18 protein-coding genes and 1 pseudogene are annotated in these 21,804 nt (G+C 42.5%); all 19 read left to right on the plus strand.

What is annotated here, in order from left to right; translation table 11 throughout:
• A partial coding sequence (locus tag N5J47_RS12075; protein WP_279961243.1) for a hypothetical protein occupies positions 1 to 526 on the plus strand: 526 nt, incomplete at its 5' end.
• On the plus strand, positions 519 to 803 hold the full coding sequence (locus N5J47_RS12080) for a hypothetical protein (protein WP_279961244.1): 285 nt from the start codon (positions 519 to 521) through the stop codon (positions 801 to 803). The genes N5J47_RS12075 and N5J47_RS12080, both read left to right, overlap by 8 nt.
• 124 nt (positions 804 to 927) lie before the next feature.
• Positions 928 to 1,212, plus strand: a complete 285-nt coding sequence (locus N5J47_RS12085) for a hypothetical protein (RefSeq protein ID WP_279961245.1) — start codon at positions 928 to 930, stop codon at positions 1,210 to 1,212.
• Positions 1,213 to 1,222: 10 nt separating this feature from the next.
• Positions 1,223 to 2,509 (plus strand): hypothetical protein, encoded by a 1,287-nt coding sequence (locus N5J47_RS12090; RefSeq protein ID WP_279961246.1) that lies wholly within the window; start codon positions 1,223 to 1,225, stop codon positions 2,507 to 2,509.
• Positions 2,510 to 2,533: 24 nt separating this feature from the next.
• The gene (locus tag N5J47_RS12095; RefSeq protein WP_279961247.1) at positions 2,534 to 3,334 is read left to right on the plus strand and encodes a hypothetical protein; all 801 of its coding nucleotides are present in this window, start codon (positions 2,534 to 2,536) and stop codon (positions 3,332 to 3,334) included.
• A gap of 125 nt (positions 3,335 to 3,459) precedes the next feature.
• Positions 3,460 to 4,107: a hypothetical protein gene (locus N5J47_RS12100; protein ID WP_279961248.1), complete on the plus strand. Its 648-nt coding sequence runs from the start codon at positions 3,460 to 3,462 to the stop codon at positions 4,105 to 4,107.
• A 6-nt stretch (positions 4,108 to 4,113) separates the two neighbouring features.
• Positions 4,114 to 4,563: a hypothetical protein gene (locus N5J47_RS12105; protein ID WP_279961249.1), complete on the plus strand. Its 450-nt coding sequence runs from the start codon at positions 4,114 to 4,116 to the stop codon at positions 4,561 to 4,563.
• On the plus strand, positions 4,563 to 5,459 hold the full coding sequence (locus tag N5J47_RS12110) for a hypothetical protein (RefSeq protein ID WP_279961250.1): 897 nt from the start codon (positions 4,563 to 4,565) through the stop codon (positions 5,457 to 5,459). The genes N5J47_RS12105 and N5J47_RS12110 overlap by 1 nt, the downstream gene beginning before the upstream one ends.
• Before the next feature lie 19 nt (positions 5,460 to 5,478).
• Positions 5,479 to 5,982 (plus strand): hypothetical protein, encoded by a 504-nt coding sequence (locus N5J47_RS12115; RefSeq protein WP_279961251.1) that lies wholly within the window; start codon positions 5,479 to 5,481, stop codon positions 5,980 to 5,982.
• Between the two features lie 71 nt (positions 5,983 to 6,053).
• Complete coding sequence (locus N5J47_RS12120) at positions 6,054 to 7,613, plus strand: hypothetical protein (protein WP_279961252.1); 1,560 nt, start codon at positions 6,054 to 6,056, stop codon at positions 7,611 to 7,613.
• 2 nt (positions 7,614 to 7,615) lie between these two features.
• Positions 7,616 to 8,374 (plus strand): hypothetical protein, encoded by a 759-nt coding sequence (locus N5J47_RS12125; RefSeq protein ID WP_279961253.1) that lies wholly within the window; start codon positions 7,616 to 7,618, stop codon positions 8,372 to 8,374.
• A 78-nt stretch (positions 8,375 to 8,452) separates the two neighbouring features.
• Positions 8,453 to 10,669 (plus strand): hypothetical protein, encoded by a 2,217-nt coding sequence (locus N5J47_RS12130; RefSeq protein WP_279961254.1) that lies wholly within the window; start codon positions 8,453 to 8,455, stop codon positions 10,667 to 10,669.
• Positions 10,670 to 10,681: 12 nt separating this feature from the next.
• Positions 10,682 to 10,999 carry a hypothetical protein gene (locus tag N5J47_RS12135; protein ID WP_279961255.1) on the plus strand — a complete coding sequence of 106 codons (318 nt, stop codon included), beginning with the start codon at positions 10,682 to 10,684 and terminating at the stop codon, positions 10,997 to 10,999.
• A gap of 55 nt (positions 11,000 to 11,054) precedes the next feature.
• On the plus strand, positions 11,055 to 14,552 hold the full coding sequence (locus tag N5J47_RS12140) for a hypothetical protein (protein ID WP_279961256.1): 3,498 nt from the start codon (positions 11,055 to 11,057) through the stop codon (positions 14,550 to 14,552).
• Between the two features lie 75 nt (positions 14,553 to 14,627).
• On the plus strand, positions 14,628 to 18,344 hold the full coding sequence (locus N5J47_RS12145) for a DEAD/DEAH box helicase family protein (RefSeq protein ID WP_279961257.1): 3,717 nt from the start codon (positions 14,628 to 14,630) through the stop codon (positions 18,342 to 18,344).
• 68 nt (positions 18,345 to 18,412) lie between these two features.
• On the plus strand, positions 18,413 to 19,240 hold the full coding sequence (locus N5J47_RS12150) for a hypothetical protein (protein WP_279961258.1): 828 nt from the start codon (positions 18,413 to 18,415) through the stop codon (positions 19,238 to 19,240).
• 2 nt (positions 19,241 to 19,242) lie between these two features.
• On the plus strand, positions 19,243 to 19,941 hold the full coding sequence (locus N5J47_RS12155; RefSeq protein ID WP_279961259.1) for a hypothetical protein: 699 nt from the start codon (positions 19,243 to 19,245) through the stop codon (positions 19,939 to 19,941).
• Positions 19,942 to 19,972: 31 nt separating this feature from the next.
• Positions 19,973 to 20,149: a hypothetical protein gene (locus tag N5J47_RS12160; protein WP_279961260.1), complete on the plus strand. Its 177-nt coding sequence runs from the start codon at positions 19,973 to 19,975 to the stop codon at positions 20,147 to 20,149.
• Positions 20,146 to 20,403 (plus strand): annotated as a pseudogene (locus tag N5J47_RS18110) (hypothetical protein); the annotation flags it as partial. The gene N5J47_RS12160 and the pseudogene N5J47_RS18110, both read left to right, overlap by 4 nt.
• Positions 20,404 to 21,804 lie beyond the last annotated feature (1,401 nt).

The following is a 21,804-nucleotide window of genomic DNA, read 5'->3' on the forward strand; positions in this document are numbered from 1 at the left end:
CGAAGAAGCTGATACTGGGGCTAAGGCCACTGAATCATCTTCACAAGCGGAATTACAAGCGAACCAGGAAACAGATTCAACACCTGAGAATAAGGAACCAGATGTTGAAAAGGTAATTTCCGATTTGACAGATGAATCGAAAACACTGGAAGTGAAATCAACGCCAGCCAAAAATGAAAATCCGTTTTTGCAGGCTGCTGGTGATCAATCAAACAAACACTTGAAGTGGATTGATGAAGCCAGTTTTTTACCTAATGCTGATATGCAACCACTAGTCGGTGAAGAAAAGAACAACGAAAAAATCGTGGTTCAAAAAGAAGCCACCCAACATCAAAATCCGCTGGAAGTTACTATTCGAAATAATGGGCTTAGCACCATTTATGAACCCGTAACAAAAACTTCAATCAAAGCGGGTGAGACTGTTACTATTGAGTGCCCGACAAAAACCGTAAAAACGTCGGTTCTAAACAATATTAAACAGTTTAAAGCGCTTGGCAAAAACGTTGAGGTTCTAAAAAATGGCTGATCATGATTTTGATGGTACTAATCCACTGCTGGAAGCCCTTGGTGATGAGCCAACAGTTCGGGACGTGACTTTGTTCAATCAAAGTTATAAACGAATCATTGAACCATTGACGGGTGTCCACATTCAACCAGGTCAGACAGTTGTGATCCGAGTCACTGGTGATGCGGCTTTTAATCAGATCAAGAGCAATATTGATCAGTTGAAAGCCTTAAAAGACTATGATGTTCTCGCCATGAGTGTTGAAGTTGTTGAGGATGAACCTGATCCTGAACCCTAAACAATTCAGATTCATCTTTAAAACTCTGCTTATCGCGGAGTTTTTTTTCATTGGAACTAACAAAAATTACCACAATAGCCACGGCGCAAAATAACTAAAACGTTTAGCCAAAGGCGCAAACAAAGTGAACACAACAAAGATTTTGGGAGAGGCGGTTGGTATCCAAAGCCAAGGGGTAATTGATCGCACAGAAACACAGACAAAGGTTGGTTTAACCAGTGCAATTATCGTTGGGCTGTTTAGACGGGGGCGTGTTGACCGTCCGATGACGATCCATAATGGCAATATCCGTGGACAACTTGGCTACGAGCCGAATAATCCTTACTACATGGCTGTGCAAGATTGTCTGGATACGGGTGTACCCAGTGTCAATGTATTGCGAGTTGGTAGCTTAATTTCAGGCGAATAATGGAGCAAACATGAGTACGTTAAAATTATCAGCAGCAGGTGGGTTGTCCATTAACGGTGTTGGTGCCAGTGTGCTGACATTGGATTTTTCAACACATAGCTATTTATCTGACACCGAATTGGAAGTCGCGTTTTTCAGCAAAATCAGTGCGCCTGTCTTACTTTCTGATCTCATCATGCGTTTACGCATTGTGGATGCCACGACGGGTGACGAGGTAATTAAAATTCAGGGTATTGTGGATGCTGATCCTGAAAACATGGCATCTATAGTTGCTGTGGCCGATGCGACTGAAGCATTTGAGCAGTTTGAACTATCCTTTGGTGTAGGGGTATTTAACGCCATCTTGGACTGTGATGCCTTTAACTCCCTGAACAGTTTAGGACGTAACAAGGTCAACTTGGCATTGGAAGATGAAGAACCACCTGTGTTTGATCCAGATGTGACCTATACACTCCTTACAACATTGGTTGATCCACCAGCATATTTGGCCTTGCCTGTTGCCGAGGAATTGCCGATTTATGTCGCATTGCTTAGGGCAGCAGAAAAGCTGAATATTCCGCTTGATGTTGAAATTGATCCATCCATCACACCTGAACAGGCTGCACAATTTGCAGAGACCCTGGATGCACAGACACAGCAGGTTCAAACAATCTGGTCTCCAAACCTTTGTCGTCCCCGTGATGCAGTTTCTTTAAAAGGACGAAAGATTTTCGCAACTTATATTGGTCAACATATCGGTGACAAACTTCTCCGCAATGCGCGTACCAATGCACAGGGCTATGCACCTATTCACGTTGCGGTGGCTTGGAAAGATTTCCCTTTCCGTAAAAAGGCGCTGGAACTTCGTCCAGATGTTGTGCTCGATGAACCAACCATGGAAATGCTTGCAGTTGCAAAAGTAAATGTGGTGCGTCCGATTAAGTTTGATGTAGTGCAGTTTGTCTTAAGCGACGTATTGACTCAGTACCAGAGTGCAACCAGTGCATTACGTTTGGTACCAGCCGCTGAAATTGCAATGCGCACCAAGAATGATGCGGTCAATATTCTTAAGCGCCATATGTTGAAGCCAACAGCAGATTATCTGGAAAAAGCCAGTAAGGATATTGATAAATATTTGTCTGGTGCGGTCACTTCTGGATGGTTGGTACCAGCCGATGATTTAGGTGGGAAGCCTTATGACTTCCGATTAACACCTGATCAGGACAAGCCTTTTGAACGTGTTCGACTGTATATGGCACGCTGTCCACAGGGTACAACACGTTCAGTCATCTTCGATGAAGATGTTCTTGTTAAGTAACCTTAAATTATAATGGTGATATAAATGTTTGGTACAAATGGTCCATTCAATAAAACGCTGAATCAACCAACGGTGCTTCGTGATTTTGATTCGGCTGCTGCTGGGATTACTACCAGCGTAAATACATTGACAAGCGCAATGCGTGAAGAACTTTCATTTATTGAGCATGTGCGTGAAACTGCATTGCATATCGTATCTGATCTTGTGAACGCCGTATCAGACGGTACACTTGATGAAGATGAGTTGCCGACTGACCGACTGGATGCCTTGATTATTGATGCCCTTGACGGTGCTGATGATGAGGACGGCACCTATGAAAATGCATTGATCGCCTCAATTGATGATGCCTTTTCAACATTCGGTGTTGATGACTCCGTGATTCAAGAAATTTTCAGCGATAATGTTGACGCTGCGGATGCTGCAATTGAAGCTGCTGCAAGTACAGTGATTGCCAATATGCCTGACGAGGGTGATCCACTGGATGAACTGATTCGTGAGTTTATCTACGGTGAACCTGATGAAGTTGAAGATGGCTTTGATTCTGCAAACAAAAGTAAGCGCTTGTCTAAAGCAGAAATTAAAGCCCGTGTAGGAGCTTTCTCCCAGAAAAAGGTGAATGGTCGTAAAGTTGCCTATCGTGGTGTTTTGGCGATTCGAAAGGGAGTCAGAGCTATCGTAAATAAACGATTGCCTGGACAAAAGGTGCGTTTGTCGGCTGCTCAGAAAGCAGGGTTGAAGAAAGCCCGCCTACATGCTTATACAGCCAATGCACTCAAGAAAAAAGTAAAATCCTTTAAAAAAGGTCGAAATATGGGATTCTATTGATCCTCTTATTCGATGGATAAAAAAAGGCTGCATGATGATGCGGCCTTTTTGTTTTGGAACACTTCTAAAAATCCATTCTGACGATCATTGAAAATACACTTATCACATAAGATTTGAGAAGCAAGATGCGTCAGGTCAATCCAATACTTTTAAGCCAGATGAAAGCCGATTCTTTGGCTATTCAGCAGTTAGGTTCACCCATTCTGTCATGTCAGGGGATGTTGGTACCGCGTGGACTGGAAGATTATCGTTTTTTAATTAAAAGTTGCCCACGTCCAATTATTACTAATGATGATCCAGTGCAGGTACAGTATCCAGGCGGGCATACGGGTATTGTCGCAGGGCCTCCAAAAGACTGGTATACAGGCACTCTACAGCTTCTGGAGACTGAAGCGGCTCATGCTCAACTGTTTGCAGACTATATCGTGGCAAATAAAGGAATGATTGACTGTGACTACTATGACGGTCATGTGGCAAGCTTTACCCGTGCATATGAATTGGAAAACTGCGCAATCCGATTTGAAATGCCAGAGTTTGATACAGAGAGTCGTGGTCAAGTAATGACGATTTCCTGTCCAATCGATTTTAACTTCTTTGGTAACTTTGCCAGCATAGGTGCTAACGGTACCGTATTGCCAGGTCAAAGAGGGGTTGCAGGTGTTGAGGGCTTGATCAACCGTGTCCAGAGTGTTGTCAGTGCAGCACAGTCAGCAACTAATACTGCTCGTTCAGCATTAAATACTGCTCGTCAGATCGGTTCACTATTCGGGTAATTTGCTATGCAACTTTTACCAGACGATGGCTCACAAAATCCAAAAGTAGTTGCTGGTCCAATTTCGGTACTGGCAAACAATTTTTATCAAAAATTGCAAATGAAAGGGTATTCCCTACTTTTGGAGGATGTGACCGCCGCACTGATACAGGAAACCGAGCGTTACGCGGGTTGGGCTAAGTTGTCTTGTCAACGTGGCTTAACCAGTGCCATTGAAATTGATGGGAACCTGGTGTTGGAGGGCTTTGAGTACGCAATCATTGAACCCTGTTTTAGTGCCAACTGCGACTTGATTCAGGCGCAACTGGTGGAGGGTTCGAGAAGCATGGGAGGTGATGGTTTTGGTCTGTCAGTCAGTGATGCTGAACAGGCATTTCGTGAAGCCAAGGAATTGATGCCTAAAAATGCCTTTGTTGCGCCTCCTTTTAGCTTTAAAACGATGGGAGAGCGTGATTAATGCGGATTGCGATTCTATCAACCAACAAGGTGATTTCAGCATCTGAACTCATTGTGGCAACTTTAAGGACTGATCTGGTGCCTGTACCTGTCAGTGTCGAATTTGCTGTCAAGTATACAAAAGAGCTTGAAAAACAACTGGCCTATGGTGCTGAACTCCTTGTCACTGATATTCCGCATTCCTTTGAAATTGTTTATGCCAATCCAATTAAATCCCAAACCATTAAAGAAGATGGCCGCATCGGGGGGATTTCATGTATTGCGGTTTTAAAGGGCTGCAAGAAATTGCTGGAGTTTGCTTCAAATGCCACAATTCTTGATCAAACTTCATTTAATGCTGCCTACCGTGCCTGCGGTGCATCCAATATCCGTCTGGGTGAGGATATTCCATTACCTGAATTCATATGCCTTAGAGGTGATCTGCCGACAGAACGCTTAGCCTTGTATTTGCAACAGGAAGCCGCGGTGATCTGTTTCAAGGACCTAAAGATCAGTGCATTAAAACTTGATGCAATTTTTAAACAGGCACCTGTTTTAAAGCTTGATCCGAGTGAGGTGCAGTGGATTGACAGCAAAGTGTTGGAAAAGCACCAAAAGTCGTCATATGTATCGGTTGATGTCGATGGCTCTACCGTAATTGGTGATGACACCACAACACAGGGGCAGTCTGTCATTCAAAAGGCTGGACTGGATGCGCGTCAGTTAAAGAATCTTGAAAAGGTTTTAATCCCGCGTGGAATTGTTCATCGTCCAATAAACTTTGAGCTTAATGCAGGTGATCTCATTGAAATTGACAAAAAGAACTATGTGATCCTAACCGCTGCGCATCATGTCGAGACGGGGGCAATTGGTGGAAATGTGGGTTCAGAAACTAAACTCTGGCTTGCCAGTTTATAAATACATTTAGGGGAATGAAATGAACCTGGGATTTAGAAAGGCAAAAATTCTCTCATATGATAAAAACAGGCGTACCGCAAAAATTCACATCCCAGGTTTAACTGATGGTGCGAGTGATGGACTAACAGCAACTTTTGCATATCCAGTTGGAGACAGTGACAAAGAAACAGAGCGTGAAATTAATACTGATGAAGATGTTTATATTTTCTTTGATAATGGTGAGGTTTCACGGCCTGTTATCGCTTTTTTTAGCAGTCATGGTACGGGGGCAGTGGTGGATACCCGACGCATCCGTCAGGAAAACATCGAGCTATTGGCCCGCACTAAAGCGACTATTGAAGCACCCACCATCAATTTAAAAGGGAAAGTGGTGATTGAGGGTGACATTGAACACACGGGAAACCAGACAACAACAGGTAAAATTACTGCAACGGAAGATGTAGTGAGTGGCGGTAAATCATTAAAAACTCATGTACATGGTGGTGTACAAAATGGTGGAGGCACTACCTCACAACCTATATGATTGGAACATATTAGATTTTGATCAAGCAATATTCGCCAAAATTGCCTTAATTCTCAATTTTTGGCTTAGATATGGCTGCTACAGACATCTTATCGCTCTTGCTGGGACCAAGTGTTAATAGCGTTGTGCCACAGCAAATGGTGGACGCGAACCAGGAAGCCATGGCGCATATGTATGAATCCATTGCGCCATTTTCACTCGGTACCTATACCACCAAGGAAAATAAAAAACGGACACGCAAGGAAATCTATACCAAGTGGGAGCAAATGCTAAAGTTTGCACCTATCGCAGAGGGTATCGGGATTCATGTAATGGCTGCATTGGGTGGTGATACCCACAACGGCCAACAAATTTTTATCACTCCATCTGAACGTTTGCGGGGCAAGGAGATAAGTGTCACGGAAAAGGCACAGTTGAAAAAACTTGAAGCCCGTATCAAGCCAATAGAAAACATCGTTAATAAATACATTACAAAATTGTGTTCTGAGGGTATCTCATTCGGTGATGCCTATGCCCGTGTTTATGGGGAAAAGAAAGTAGGGATTACTGACTTATTAAGCAATGAATATACCTATCCGCCTCAGATTGAAGCCTATGAACAGGGCAGCAAAACGGTTGCGTATTTCGGTCTTGATCCAAAAAATTGGTCAAAGGTAATCACCAAGCTCAACAAGAACCAGATGGTTCGCATGAAATTGCCAAGGATTCAAAACGTTCCCCAGTTTAATCCTGTGGAAGCAAGCATGATCACCAGAATGCTTGAGAATGACGATCCTGAACAGTTGCCAATTTTACCAAGTCAAGTCGGTGGTTCATTTCTCTACACAATCGAGAAAGCATACGATGATGTCATTCTTGCACTGACAACAATGAACAGCCAGCAGGTTGCCGATGCTGTCAACCAGATGTTTTTAACCCTGAATATGTCGGGGATGCCTCCAGCCCAGCGGGAAGCATACACCCGTGGACTGGAGGGGATGCTTAGGGACCATGAGAAGTTTGTAAAAAATGCCTTGGAGGGTGGTGAGAGCATATGGAATACAAAATACCATGTACTACCTACATGGGATGAAAAGCAAGTATTAAACCCTGTGGGAGACATTAAGGGGCAGCGTAACTCACCCATTAACATTGAAACCTTTATGATTAATGTTCGTATCTTAATGGGCGGGATTGGGCTTGATCCCAGCTTAGTCGGCTGGGCGGATATGTTGGCGGGTGGACTTGGAGATGGTGCAGCATTTCATACTTCAAGCCAGATCATGCGCCGTTCAATGTACATTCGACAATCTGCTGTACAGTTGGTCAACATGATCATGTGCATTGACTGGGGGCTTTGCTATAACGAAGATTTTGACGAACGAGATTTTCCTTGGCAGGTTGAGTTTTCAAGCACGCAATCGGCTGCTGTGACTGAGGAAAACACAAATAAGCAGACACAGATGAATACAACCCTGCTTAAGATTCAGGTGATCAACTCATTAAAAGAATCCGATTTATCAGAAGAAACCATGCAATACATTTTAGAAAAAGACGCTGGTTTTAATTATGATGATGCCTGTCGTATAGCCAAGGATATTGCTGAAACGCGGGCACAGGCTCAATCACAAGCACAGAATATGGAGCAATAATTATGGCCGAATATGATGTCAGATATGATAACGATCCTGGTACAGCGGAGATGTCTCCAATTTCGGTTAGGGCAAGTAGTTCAGTTGGTGTGTGGTCAGGAATGCCGATAGATCAGGCAAAAGTGGAATACAGCAAAATCTATGCGTTAGATGCGCTTTCAACCATCCACTTTGGCGTGAAGCTTGAACCATTTGATCTCAATGGTGCCTTGGCAAATAAGGAAATCAAGGTTTTTGATACATATGACCTGACCCATCAGGAAGCGGGATTCTTTAATGCCTTTGAACAGGGGCAAGAGGGTTTTAAACCAGAGGAAATTAGTATTCCTGTTCCACTGGTGGATGAGGAGTTTAGTCTACCGTGGCTATGTCAAAGTATCGACCTTTCGCTTTTGGATGCAAATACGGATAGTGTCCAGGTGGGAACCTATCAATTGAACCACATCACTGGGAATGGCTCTGGTGAAATATCAATCCCATTCATTGAAACCCGTAATGCCTCGATTTTAAATAGTGCCATGGCAATAAAAGAAATCATGTTTCCAAAAGGGGAGCACGGAGGCACTCAGGCATTACCGAAAGACTACCTGATGCGTATGACAGTCTTTATTTATGACAAACACAGCTTTTCAACATGGGTGTTTGAAGTACAGCATTTGGTCGCATTGCAGACGGGGAGCATTCCACTCGATGCGACCAATAGAAATGGGATCGGTATTGTTACCCTTAATTTTGTGAAGATGTTTCCAATGCTGCCATGATTGGAACAGCCTATCTTTATAGAAAGCCTGAAATGTAAAAATTGCCTCAATCACAAAATAATTTTGGGGCATTTTTCAATGCGTAATATCGACATTTTTCATCCATTGCATGAACCGCATACCAGCCGCATTGTAGAGGGTTTTGATTCAGTCAACAGTGGATCATGTTCAATTGGAGTCATTAAAGGGCAATACCGTCAGCTCAATGCAATTGTGACTGAAACCGCAACCGATGATGACCAATGGCGTATTGTGAATCTCAAGGGGCAAATTAAACAAGTACCTGCTTTTGATTCAATCGCTGTATTGGGTGCTGTGGATGACGATCAAGCCAGTGCCTTGGCTCAATTACAGTTTGGGCGTATGTTTGATGCAATTGAGGATGATGTGATTGAAACCAATTTAAATGGCCTTTTACGTCATCTGGCAACTCCACATTTTCACAAGAATAAACAGTTAATTCATCGTTGTCATTTAACAGCATTACAGGACGTTCCCTGCGCCGTTGTACCTGGTTGGGATGGGATTGAACTCACTACACATGAGGGCAAAACTGCCAATTTACTTTTGGATATGCAGCGCCATGATGACCAGTCAGGATTACTGTCAAGTTTTGATGGATTGGCACAATTGCTTGAATCCATTGGTGCCGAATATGCAGACTTTGACTCGATCATTGTGGAGTACCAGTATCTCGACAGACTGGTAAACATGCTGCATAAGGCAATGCAGACCGCATCAAAAGGCGGTGTAAAAGTCTTGAAAGTGGACCAGAGCGACAAGCCTTTCCGCCATAAAAAAGTATTAAATGTTGCCGTTTCTTATGACTTTGAAGATGGGCAAACTATAACGATCCTGTTTCATCATCCTGACCGTGATGCAAAGCGTATTGCACCACAGGACACCTTGCTGTCTTGGAAAATCCTGATGAATAACCGAGATGTAACGGGTGTGATTCAGCCGAATCAGGGAGAGGGCATTGCCTTGCCAGTGCTTGCAGGTCGTGTAGTGAAGTTGATTAATCAGAACAGTGCCCGATTCAAACGAACCCAAGTCAAGAAAGCTGCCAGTGCTCAGGCTTTGGCAGATGCTGAACAGCGTATTGCAGATAAGCGGAATCAGAAATCTGCGCTTGAGGCTCAAATTCAGGGATTGTTGGAGCAGAGTGAGGAATCAGCTAAATCACAAACACAGACTGAAATAGAACAATCCCAGAAAGTTAATGATGAGATGAATGCTTTTGGTGCAGACAAGGCAGGCTATCAGGGCGTTGTTACATCAATTGAGGATGCAGAAAAAGTAAAAGATATGCCTGATGGTTCCTGGGTGATTAAACAGTCAGATCAAGGATATACCTTTTTTTATCAGCTTCCAGATGGCAAGTATAGTGCTTCCGAAACATTGCCAACCTTGGAACAGGCATATCAAAGTATGCTTGAAAGCCGAGAAGCGAATTTAAAGTATCCAGATGACAGTGATGCACTGGCACGCTATCAGGCAGAAAAACAGGCAAATAATGAACCAGCACAACATGATAAGCCAAAACTTGTGACGAAAACCGAAGCCAAAAATATCTATGATGCGCTCAGTATTCGTCATAGTTGGCTCACTGGCGGGACCACTGAAGAATTCTTTAGACAGAACTACCCAGAAAGTATCAATGAAGCCTTAACAGAGGCTAAAGCATTGCTGGATAGGCCTTTCGGGAAAGTTGCAACCGCATCGGGCCTTAAACAGTCAATTGAGCGAATGGTTCAATCCGTTGAAAACACGATTGAACGCTGGAAAGCTGGTAAAACAGAAGATGCACCAAAAACCAAGACTTATCCACCCATTGAGGACTTGGGAAATGGTTTCTATCGTGCATTTAAAAACGATAAAAAGGTTGATACTTGGACTGCACATATTAATCCAAATGGCGAATGGGAGGTTTCAGCCAACAATGCTCAGTCACGAGCATCATGGAATCGTGGACTAGGTGCACCACGTTTCTTTAAAACAATTGAGGAAATGATGGTGAAGTATCCAGCGTTTAGATCATTGCCTGCTTTGCTGGAGGCAAAAGTACCAGATGGAAATGAACCTGATGATACTGGGAATGAGGCATCTACAGATGATGTCGATTACCTGAACAAAGTCATTAAGGGAGAGGTGGATTTCTCTAATTCGAGTGAGATTGAGACTCAACTTGAAGCGATTGGTGGGCGATTAACTTCTGAGATTAATGACCTGTTTGAGCAGGCTGTAACGGCATATTCTGTATATCAAGTAGATCAGGCTAAATTGATTAATTAAGGATATTTTCAAGTGAATGCATTAGAGAAATTGAAACTCACGAAAGAATTACGTGCCTTGATAGAAAATATTCCAGGTTTAAAAGGCATGGAAAAGTTACAGGGTACAAAACGGTTGCGTGAGTTGATTGAATTACTTGGCGGAAAAATTCCTGAATCAGTCAATGAACTATTTCAGTCGATTATTGATGGAAAGGTGAGTGTTTCTGTTGAGTTACTACAAAATGTTCGTAGTGAAGCGGAAAAGAATCCTAATGATCCCTTGTTGATTGATGCCGTTAATATGTTGATTAATCAAGTGAATGAACTGGTTGGAACAGCACAGGCTTAACAACTATATATCCTAAGAGAATAGTCCTTAATTGGGCTATTTTTTTGTGTGTGAAATGAGCAAAGTCAAAAATGTGACAAACGAGACAGAAGCTTTAACTGCTTTGGATGAGATGTCGAATCTCATTACAGAATTCCAAAAAAAGAATTTCAAATTTCTGTCAGGGCCGCCTATCGCATCAATTAAATCAGGACAGATCAAGCCTGATGCCGAGGGTAAAATTATAAAAAATGCAATGCAATGGTTGCGTGATTGGCTGGCTGCAAATAACCAAGGTCAGGAATTTCAAAACGAGCAGTTAGGTACGGTAATCATAGCTCCCAGTGGTATTAAATCCGCTATGAGCCATAAACCTAAACAGATAGATATTCAGGGATTGCCTGCTTTACCCCTGATTATTGAAAAAGCGAGGGTTCTAAATAGGTCAATGGATGATGAGGGCAAGCCAATTGAAAATATTGTTGTAGCTGCCCCAATTAATCTGGATGATGAAAAATGTTATATGGTGGTTCGTTTAAGACGACATACAGAAGATAAGAATGATAAACCCAGATTTTACACTCAGGCCGTTACCATTGCTAAAGACATAAAAAAAGGGAACATCCCTTCAGACCAAGTGGCTGGGCAAAATAATTTGCTTACCCAAAATGGAGGACGCTCCCGTTTATTAAATGTACTGCATGATGCCTTGAATGTCAATATTGAGCAAAAATCAAAGAAAATTAAAGTGTATGGCTGGAAAGCTGTAGAAATGGCAAGAAACCTGACGTTTGAGCAACTGGAAATTCTTACGTTAAAAGCTCAGAAAGAACATTTCATACCACAGGAACAAAGAACTAATATTTATGTTTATGATCAGGCTGGGCGAAAGAAGTTAGATGTGCTGAGCTGGGCTGTACATCATAAATTAGAAGAATTTAATAAAAACCCGAATGAAAATGATAAACCCCTAGATCATGAAGATGTGTTGCGAATCAGAACTGAGTTTCAGGCAGATTATGAACAGGGTGCATTTGATAGTGTTGATGGTTTTGACAGCATTGATGCGGATGGGCAATGGGTATTGGATAAGATTGATTCCATGATCGTTGCATTACAAAACCTGCATGGTAGTGAAAATAAGGTATTAAAAGGTCGTAGTAACAATGTAAAAACAGCAAAGGGCACCAAGGTGTCTACAGTTTTTGCGGTGCTTGATGCTGACAAGATCATTGCATCGCATACCGCCACTGGTGCAGAGAATCCAAATTACCCGCAAGAGTTACAACCGCGTGACCGCAGCCGTGAGTCATCACAGGCATGGGTGCAAAAAACCTCAAACACACTTGATCCTGAAAGCTTGGGACGTTCTGGACGCGCTGATACAGGTGCGCCAATTGTCGGTGATGATCTGGTTGTGGAATCTGGCAATGGGCGAACCATGGCAATACAGCTTGCCTATGAGCGTGGAAATGCGAATGAATATAAACAGTGGCTGATTGATGAAGCTGAATATTTTGGTTTTGATCCTGAAAAGATTAAGCATTTTGAAAAACCAATTCTTGTCCGTATCCGTACTTCAGAAATTGACCGTATTCAATTTACTGTAGAGGCAAACCAGGATGACAAGCTTTCATTCAGTGCTACGGAACGTGCGAAATCTGATGCAAGACGATTGGATGAGAACTTATTGTCATTGTTTATGCCTGGTGATGATGGCGATTTACTGACAGTGGGAAATCAAAAATTCGTGCAGGGTTTTCTTAAATCATTGGGCGAAACAGAGGCGGCGCAATATATCACCACAGATGGAAAGCCAACGCAGGCATTGGTGACACGTATAAAAGCCGCAATATTTAGCAAAGCCTATAATGATGACCGCCTACTAGAGATGATGGCAGATCAAACCAAGCCAGACTTGCAGAATATGCTGAATGCCTTGGGCGCAGCGGCACCAAAATTCATTGAAGCCCAGTCGGTCAGCCGTGGTAATGTTCAGGATGTTTCATCGTCGATAGTTGATGGTATTGAACAGGCATTGGATAAACGGGTTGCTAATGCCATTATTGACGCTGCAAATACGATATTGGCTGCAAAGCAGAATGATCAGGATATTGCGGAATTTGTGAAACAGCAGGGGCTTTTTGGTGACTTGGCAGAGGGCGTTCCAGAGCTTGCGATTTTCTTGTCTAAAAACAGTCGCAGCGCAAAAAAGATGAGTCTACTGTTTAAGGCAATGGCTGAATTTGCAGAGAAACAGGCATTAGATCAACAGAATATTGGACTGTTTGGTGATCCTGAACCCGTCAGTATTAAAGATGCGATTGATTATGCTGTAAAAATCATTGAAGAAAATTACGGGGAAAATACCAATCTGAGTATGTTTGATTCTGTACTCCAAGATTATAGTGTTATTGAGAAAAGATATTTTATCGGACATCTATTATGCAAATCTGGATGGAAGAAAAAGGATTCTGATAAAAATACTTATATTAAAGAGCATATCAATGGAGCAAGAAAACTTCTTTTCAATATGAATGAAAATCAAAATGATTTTTCAATTGAAATTGCTGAATCTGATGGAGGTTTTGTAGCAGAGATTGGGGGATGCAAAGATAAGAAGATTTCTGAAATCTTTGAGTATATTAATGGTTTTTTACTCGATGAACAGCAGATTGATCCTAAAATTATAAGTGATTATGACAATGCAGATGAAAATAGTTCAAATGCTGATAGTTGGATGAATGGGCAAATTATTCGGTGGTTTGATGAGCCTGATAAAAACTACCTACACTCATTAGAGTTGCCTGCTGAGCACCAAATTGGAGATAAGGTTTTTATTTCGATCACTGATACTGATGAAAATAGCTCAATGTTTAAATTTGATGCTTTCATTGCTGATATTAAATTTAAATTAAATAAAGTTTGGTATGGCTTGGCTTTGAGAATTTCTAATACTAATTTTGCCACACTGATCTATTTGCCAAGTGGGACGTTTGAAGTTCAATCCAATACAGGCAATGACAATGATTTTACAGAATTGGACCAAAAAGCCCATGAAGCTGCCACATCAACATTAAATGATCTTGAACTCCCATCTAGCGAACAAAAAGAGTCAGGGGATTACCAAAAGGGCCACCTTGCTATTAGTGACTTAAACATTGCAATTGAGAATCCCGCAGGTTCAATTCGTTCAGGTACTGATGAATTGGGTAACGAATGGAAAATTAGGATGCAGCACCACTATGGTTTTTTGGAAAACACCACGGGTGCCGATGGAGATGAAATCGATGTATTTGTTAAAAACCATTTAGACCATATTCCTGATAATGCCTACATCATTAAACAACTGGATAAAGATGGAAAGTTTGATGAGCACAAGGTTATTTTAGGTGCTGAAACTGAGGATGAGGCCAAAGAAATTTATCTTTCCAACTATGAACAGGGCTGGCAGGGTTTAGGCGACATTAGAAAAATATCAATGGCTGATCTATTACAGAAAATTCAGCACACTTGGTCAGAGTTTGATTCTGTCACTGATGATTTCCTTAATGTTTTATATCAGCCATGTTAATTGGAACATTTTAAAAATCATACACTTTTACACCTTTAACATGGGCAGATGAAAAAATCCCATGTTGAGGGTTGTATGTCCATTTTTGAAAAGAACTTCATTTTAAAGCCTGAAAATGTTCTGGGTTCTCTTGATAAATTAATCGATGCATTAAAAAGTCTCAGTGACATTACACTGTATTTTAAAAAGGTCTTGGCTGGGGAAATTGAACTTGATTTACCTGAAGCCAAAAAGATTTTGTCATTTGCAGAACAGGACCAAGATAAGGGGTTCCTGGGTGATGTTGCCGATTTTGTCTATCTACATTCCGTGCAGCGTTTAGATGAAAGTCTACGCGCTTTCATTGTCAAAGATACTCCATCCGATGCCTTATCCCAGATTCAGGCTGCAATCGCATATCTGGCCTGTGAAGATGAACTGATTGAATATGTGACCAAAAAAGGCAAACCGCTTTTAGTATTGTCACTGGAAAATGTTGGAGTCAAGGACGCTAAGCAATACGATCCGTATGCGTTCATATATAACGGTCATACCTTGGTACGGGCAAAGCATATTGCTGAAATACCAGATGATTTACTGACCGAAAACCAAGTTTTAGTTAAAGGGGTCTTGTCCAATGTTACAGATACCGATTCAAGTGTGGCACGACTTAGTGAACTTCGTCGCCGATCAAGAGGACCAGCAATTCCTGAGCCTGAATCAGGTGGAGCTGGAGCAACGCCTCAAGCAACAGGAACAGTTGCTACAGGGCAAGGGTTATACCGAAACGGTGATACTGGCTTACCAGAAGTTTATGATGCAGGTTTACCTGGCACAGGAAATAGAGGAAATGAACCTACAGATGGGGGAGGTGCAACCGATCATACAGGGGCTGACAGCATCGGAGGCAGTCAAGCTGGCATCACTCGACCATCTACTCGATCTAAACGAGATAGATCAATTGTTCAGTCTGCTAAATCAGGTAGAGTTGAGCTAGATGCCAAGGCACAGCTTCAGGCTGCTGCCGAGGGCACGCCAACGGAGTGGGGTGATCAGCAAAATATCAATGAAGCCTTACCCTATCTTTTAACTGAGCAATGTGATGATGTTGCAAAAGTTGAAAAAAGGCTGATTCAAGACAATGCCAATGGTGTCTTGATTACCAATGGCACAGGGACAGGCAAAACATTTACAGGGCTGGGCACGGTCAAACGATTCCTGAATGCTGGGCTAAACAATATCCTTATCATTACCTTAAGTGACAAGATTGCCAATGATTTCATTAAGTCAGGCAAGCCATTAAATATCAATATTCACCAGTTATTAAGCACGGATGACAACGGCAGTGATAATAACAATGTGGTTGTCACGACCTATGCAAATTTTGGTCAGAACAAGTCTTTAGGGAAAAAAGACTGGGACCTCATTCTCGTTGATGAGTCCCATACGCTTATGCAAAGTGCTGATGGGGATGTGACCTCTGCACTGGCAAATTTAAGGGCACTGTCTGGACACCATGCTGGTTTTGATACATGGGCAAAGATGCGATTCTCTGAACGTGATCCATTTGTGATTCCTAAAGAAGAACGGACAGATCAGGCTGTAACGGATTGGTATGCATTTATCCATGACTATAGACTCGAATGGGAAAAGAACTGGACCAACCAGACTGGAAAACGCGCCAAAGTGGTTTTTCTTTCAGCCACACCATTTGCCTATGTCAAAACAATTGACTGGGCTGAGGGATATTTATTCCACTTCAAGGAACCAGCCAACCAATTCAAGCATGATGATGTTGGTGGTTATAACTCTGGTGGTTCCCGTGAAAAATTCTATATGAGTAATTTTGGCTATCGAATGCGCTATAACAAGCTGACCCGTCCTGTTGGCGGCGTAGATGAGGGTGTGTTTGAGCGGCAGTTTGCAGAGGGTTTAAAAAAGTCTGGTGCAATGAGTGGACGGGAATTGCAGCTTAAGTTTGACTATGACCGCAAGTTTGTTCTCATTAAATCGAATATTGGGCAAAAAATTGATGAGGGACTGGATTATTTAAGTGACTCCAAGAATGAAAAAGGAGACCGTAAATATTCCGAGTTAAGTCAATTGGTCAACAAGCGCTTTGACTACCTTTCACGCCGTCGCCTGCTGGAGGCAATCAAGGCTGAGGAGGGATTGCCATTCTTTAAAAAGAACATTGCGCTGGGGCGTAAAGTCATTATTTTCCATGACTATAACGAGGGCGGAGGTTTTAGGCCATTTGCATTTGTGGACCATCAATTTAATTCCGCAAAAAATGGTGATTACAATGATATTGCAGCTGCTGAATATGAATTGTTTTGCCAAGAGCGTCCCGATTTAATCCGTCTGAACTGTAACTATAATTCGCCATTGGTGACATTACGCCGTGCTTTCCCTAAAGCATTGCTATTCAATGGACGTATTTCCAAGAAAGAACGTCAGAAGAATGTGGACCTGTTCAACCAGGACAACAGTGGTTTTGACTTGCTGATTGTCCAGTCTGATGCGGGGTCAACTGGTATCTCATTACATGACACCACAGGCACACATCAACGGGTCAATGTCAATATTGGTCAGCCAATCAAGCCAGCCAAGCTACGTCAGACCGAGGGCCGTATTTATCGCGTTGGACAGGCTTCCAATGCAATCCAGCGTTACTTCACCACGGGCACAAACTGGGAGCGTATGGCCTTTGCTGAGACAATTGCAGGGCGGGCGGAAACAGTAGACAACCTGGCAAAAGGTGAAGATGCCTTGGTCAGCATTAAACAGGCATTGATTCAGGCCTATGAGGAAGCGGATTATCATGAGCCCTCATTGCTGGATGGTATTGGTGGTAAAGCCTATGATGAGGAAAATGCGCGTATTGCAAGGCTTTCTCCATTCGACAAGGCAATGACCTATTACCATGCCAAAGGGAAACGTACCGAGAGTCGCCAAAATAGGGAGGGTAAGGAATGGTACGCAACGCCTGAACCATTGGGCTACAAAATGCTTGAATGGGCTGGCGTGCATACTGGGGATGATGTTTTAGAGCCAAGTGCAGGGGATGGTGCTATTGGGCGTTTTGCGCCGAATGATGTCAACCTGACCATGATTGAACCAACTGAATCATTGGCAAGTCGGGCAAAAATGGCAAATACGGGCGCAAATGTCATCATAGGTGGCTTTGAGGTTCACGGTACCAACAACAAGTACCATGCAATTGTGATGAATCCACCTTTTGGAAACGCGGGTTCACTTGCACTTACCCATGTTAAAAAGGCATTTGAGCATTTATATGATGGTGGCCGTATTGTGGCGATCATCCCGCGTGGCAGCATGGATGACAAGTTTTCTGACTGGATTGCCGATGAAAAAGAGGCTTATGTTTTTGGGGAAATATCATTGCCTCAAAGCACCTTTAGAAATGCAGGCACAGGCGTAAATACACGTATTGTCATTATCGAACGACATAGCAATCCTGAAGATGCGCCAAGTTACCCACGAAACATGAACTTTTCACATGCGGAAAATCCAGAGCAATTGTTTGAAATGATCCGTCATGCACAGGTCAAGCCAAGAAAATTGCGTATAGATGAGCAGCTGGACAGCTATGGCTTATATATGCGAACGGAGCGAAGTAATTATATCTTCAATGGTGAGGGCTTAAATGTGGACTACATCAACAAGATACTTACAGATTATTGGTTTGCCGATGTCAATGAATATGGTGAGGTTGTTATGCCATATAACAAGTCGGCTGAAATCATTAAAAAGATCAAGGAATTTGAAGCCAGTAATATCGCTGCCTAATTGGAACTCAGCTTAATTCAGTGGTTCATTGTCATTAAAAATAGCCCTATCTGAATAGGGCTTTTTTTATGGCAGATTTGGCAAGCGCACAGGCGGCAAACGCTGACACCACGACCCAGCCAGAGGATTTTAGCGCTGATCCGTTCTGGGGATATGTATCAAAGCATAAGTTTGCCGAATTTAACCTGTGCATCAAAACCAAGGATGAAAATGAACAGGATAAATATGTGACAGATACGTCGCAGCCAACAATCCGCGCATTTTTAACCGATGGTGACATTAATTTTGAGAGCCAATGGCAAACGCCGTTTGAAAATTCCAATCCTGAACTAAAAATGCCAATGCTTATGGCTGGTCTGCAAACTGGTCAGACGGTTGCCTCTATCGGTGCCGTTGGCGGGGCGTTGTTTGGCAAGGCAGCGGAGGGTATTGCATCAGCAATGCAGCCAATCGCTGATTTTGCAAAAAAGGTCGAGGGTAAGACCAATTTAAACAAGGTCAATACCACTCAGGTTTTTTTGTCTACCGCATCTGTCCACTTAAACCTGAATGTCTTTTTCATCGCCGTGAATGATGCACAAAAAGAAGTTGAGAACAAGATCATGCATTTGCAGTCTTGGGCTGTGCCAGCGCATCTATCGCAAGGAACCGTGCTGACTGATATTTCCGACCAGGGTATTGATGGCTTGTTTTCTGGTGTGATTCCACCCTTTTTAACTGTTACATCACACGGCAAAACCTATTTTCCTTTTGTTCTCCAGAGCGTTTCAGCTCCCATCGTTGCGCCAATTGATGAGGCTGGCAACAGGTTAAGCCTTGCCGTAACCCTCAGTTTAATGAGTAAGGCGGCGTGGGATGCCCAGGATGTTCGTAACCTCTATAGCTATAAGGTGTAAATATGCTTAATTTTGATCCCATACCAATTGGCGAAAAAAGCTATCAGTTGAATGAAGTCATCTTCAACGATGCGTTAAAAGTTGCAGCAGTCCCCGCTAAATTCAATGAAAAGCGAATATCGGCTTTTCTGGCTCACTCGCTAAAAGATAGTCTGCTACCTTTAAAGATGACAGCACAGGAACGAATTTTCTTGATGCTTAAGTATGTTCAGCAGCAAACAAATACATTGTTTTCAAGTGATGCCGACCTTTCGAAATGCTTCCTTGAACAAGGGGTATGGCTTGACCAAATCACCGAGCGTGGTGTTACGGTACGTCAATTGAACGGTACTGAAGCTGAATATCTTGAAGCGCACTGCATGAACGCAGCGGAATGGATTGCCTGCATGTTGGCCTTTCAAATCAGCTATGAAAATCACGAACATCTGGGAAGTTTTCCTGACCGTGGCCTGCCTGATCTGGCATATAAAGATCAATTTTCCTTGCGCCTAAATTACCTTAAATCTTTGCCGCAGAGTGATTTTGACCTGGTTTACCAAGATTTTCAGAAGCTAAACAACCAGCTTTTCACCCATGTTCAGCTGAGTGTCAACAATGATGGGCTTGTGGTGTTAAGAGGTGCAGATGACGCTCCTTTACGATTTCGCGCCGCTTCCGCATTTATCGGAATCATCAAGGAACTGGACAAGTCATTTACTTAGTACAGCCCAAGACCTTGCCAACCATTGCAAGATGTCCCTGTTTGAAGTGCTGAATTTGCCTGTCAGTTTTGAGGCTGACTATTACGCATCAGACGCATGGGAAGATCGTAAGAAAGAAATGGAAAGTGATGTCCAGAAGCAAAATGCATTGATGAAAATGGGTAATGAAATTATCAAAAGTCTTAATAACCTAGGTAAAAGACGATGAATACTACAAAGATGTTAGGTGAGGCTGTAGGCATCCAGAGCCAAGGGGTGTTGGACCAAACAGAAACACAGACCAATCTGGGCTTGACCAGTGCAATCATTATTGGTCAGTTTAAACGTGGCCGTGTTGACCGTCCCATGACAATCCACAATGCTAATATTCGTGGTCAGCTTGGGCATGAACCGAATAACCCTTATTACAATGCCGTGCAGGACTGTCTGGACACTGGTGTACCCAGTGTCCAGGTGTTGCGCATTGGTGGCATTGAAAATGGGAATGTTCCTATTGGCTGTGCTGGAGCTATATCTCATTTGCCGCTGTCAGGACAAGGTGCGGAACTAACTTTATTGTTTATTGTGAATGATCAGATAGCGGGGCGCATTGATGGTGGATTGAATATTCTTGCGATAAACGAAATCCTTTCACCATATGGCCTCTGTTTTATTGACAATGTTGGTATTGTCAATCTTTCCAATCAGTTTGTAAGACTAAGGGTGATAGCTGGTTCTTTTGACGAAAACACAAATGAAGTGCTGGGATATTACAATTTCTGGACCTTGCCAACACTTGCAAACCCTACTGTAAGTGTTGGAAAAATACTTCCTGATTACGATCAACCGATCAGTGTTGAAGCTCAAGTTTACGATGAAGATAGTCATACACCATTGTATGCAGAGGTTTCTGCATGTTTAGCACCATCAAATAGTGCAATAAGCTGTGATGGTGCAACTGACAATGTAGGCTTCACAATTTCTTTCCCACTCACAGATAATTTATCCCTGATTTCTTATGATCCATTTGGGTATGTTGGGGTGAATGATTTTAAAATTGATGGTGTGAATGTTCCTACAAATTCGCTTCCATTTAGCTGGGATTTCGTTTTACTTTATAACGGCAGCGAAAATATTAGTGAGCAGGCCAATGGTGCAAGGGTTAAACTGATTAATGATATTGGACCGAATAAACGCATTGAGTTTGCCAGACCGCAAGGATTGTATTTTGACTGGGATAGTAATCCAACGCTGCAATGGGACGAGAACACTAATTTAGTAACGTGTTGTTTGGCCCACTCCGTACCAGCACCAAACCAAATTAGTTGTGATGGGGCTACACTAGAGATTGGGATATTGTTTGAGTATTTATCTATGCATACTCCTGATGTTCTTTGGCGCATAGAGATATATGATGCAACAACAGGTCTCTTATATTCATCTTGTACAAATAATGATATTGATGAAAACAGCCCAAATCTTGCTGAAACACTAAACATGAATAAGCAAAATGAAGCTCTGACATATAGCCTTAGTGTTGAAAATGATGCACTTATTATAAAAAATGCGACATCGAACAGCATTAAGTTGAAAGTGATAGCTAACGGCCATTCTGATGATGGTGCTTATGGTATTGAAATTACAGATATTGAAAGTTCAAATCCGACAGCGTTCTTTGTCAAGAACATTCAGTATGATTATGATCTTCGTGCATGTTTATCTCCACAACAAATTCCTATTGGTTGTGATGGGGCTACCACTACTTGTATAACAGCAGGTTTTGAGCGTATCTGGCAACTGATAGTTAATGATCAGGTACTATCTAACGATGTATGGGGTTTAGGTGGTGGCGAGAGTGCTCTCGCATCATTGCTATCGTCAGTT

The sequence above is a fragment of the Acinetobacter sp. GD03645 genome, assembly GCF_029845285.1.
In the GTDB taxonomy this organism is placed as follows: Bacteria; Pseudomonadota; Gammaproteobacteria; order Pseudomonadales; family Moraxellaceae; genus Acinetobacter; species Acinetobacter corruptisaponis.

Coding starts and splice junctions, on each gene's coding strand:
- N5J47_RS12080 (WP_279961244.1), top strand. CDS start 519: ATGGCTGATCATGATTTTGATGGTACTAATCCACTGCTGGAAGCCCTT.
- N5J47_RS12090 (WP_279961246.1), top strand. CDS start 1,223: ATGAGTACGTTAAAATTATCAGCAGCAGGTGGGTTGTCCATTAACGGT.
- N5J47_RS12095 (WP_279961247.1), top strand. CDS start 2,534: ATGTTTGGTACAAATGGTCCATTCAATAAAACGCTGAATCAACCAACG.
- N5J47_RS12100 (WP_279961248.1), top strand. CDS start 3,460: ATGCGTCAGGTCAATCCAATACTTTTAAGCCAGATGAAAGCCGATTCT.
- N5J47_RS12105 (WP_279961249.1), top strand. CDS start 4,114: ATGCAACTTTTACCAGACGATGGCTCACAAAATCCAAAAGTAGTTGCT.
- N5J47_RS12110 (WP_279961250.1), top strand. CDS start 4,563: ATGCGGATTGCGATTCTATCAACCAACAAGGTGATTTCAGCATCTGAA.
- N5J47_RS12115 (WP_279961251.1), top strand. CDS start 5,479: ATGAACCTGGGATTTAGAAAGGCAAAAATTCTCTCATATGATAAAAAC.
- N5J47_RS12120 (WP_279961252.1), top strand. CDS start 6,054: ATGGCTGCTACAGACATCTTATCGCTCTTGCTGGGACCAAGTGTTAAT.
- N5J47_RS12125 (WP_279961253.1), top strand. CDS start 7,616: ATGGCCGAATATGATGTCAGATATGATAACGATCCTGGTACAGCGGAG.
- N5J47_RS12130 (WP_279961254.1), top strand. CDS start 8,453: ATGCGTAATATCGACATTTTTCATCCATTGCATGAACCGCATACCAGC.
- N5J47_RS12140 (WP_279961256.1), top strand. CDS start 11,055: ATGAGCAAAGTCAAAAATGTGACAAACGAGACAGAAGCTTTAACTGCT.
- N5J47_RS12145 (WP_279961257.1), top strand. CDS start 14,628: ATGTCCATTTTTGAAAAGAACTTCATTTTAAAGCCTGAAAATGTTCTG.
- N5J47_RS12150 (WP_279961258.1), top strand. CDS start 18,413: ATGGCAGATTTGGCAAGCGCACAGGCGGCAAACGCTGACACCACGACC.
- N5J47_RS12155 (WP_279961259.1), top strand. CDS start 19,243: ATGCTTAATTTTGATCCCATACCAATTGGCGAAAAAAGCTATCAGTTG.
- N5J47_RS12160 (WP_279961260.1), top strand. CDS start 19,973: ATGTCCCTGTTTGAAGTGCTGAATTTGCCTGTCAGTTTTGAGGCTGAC.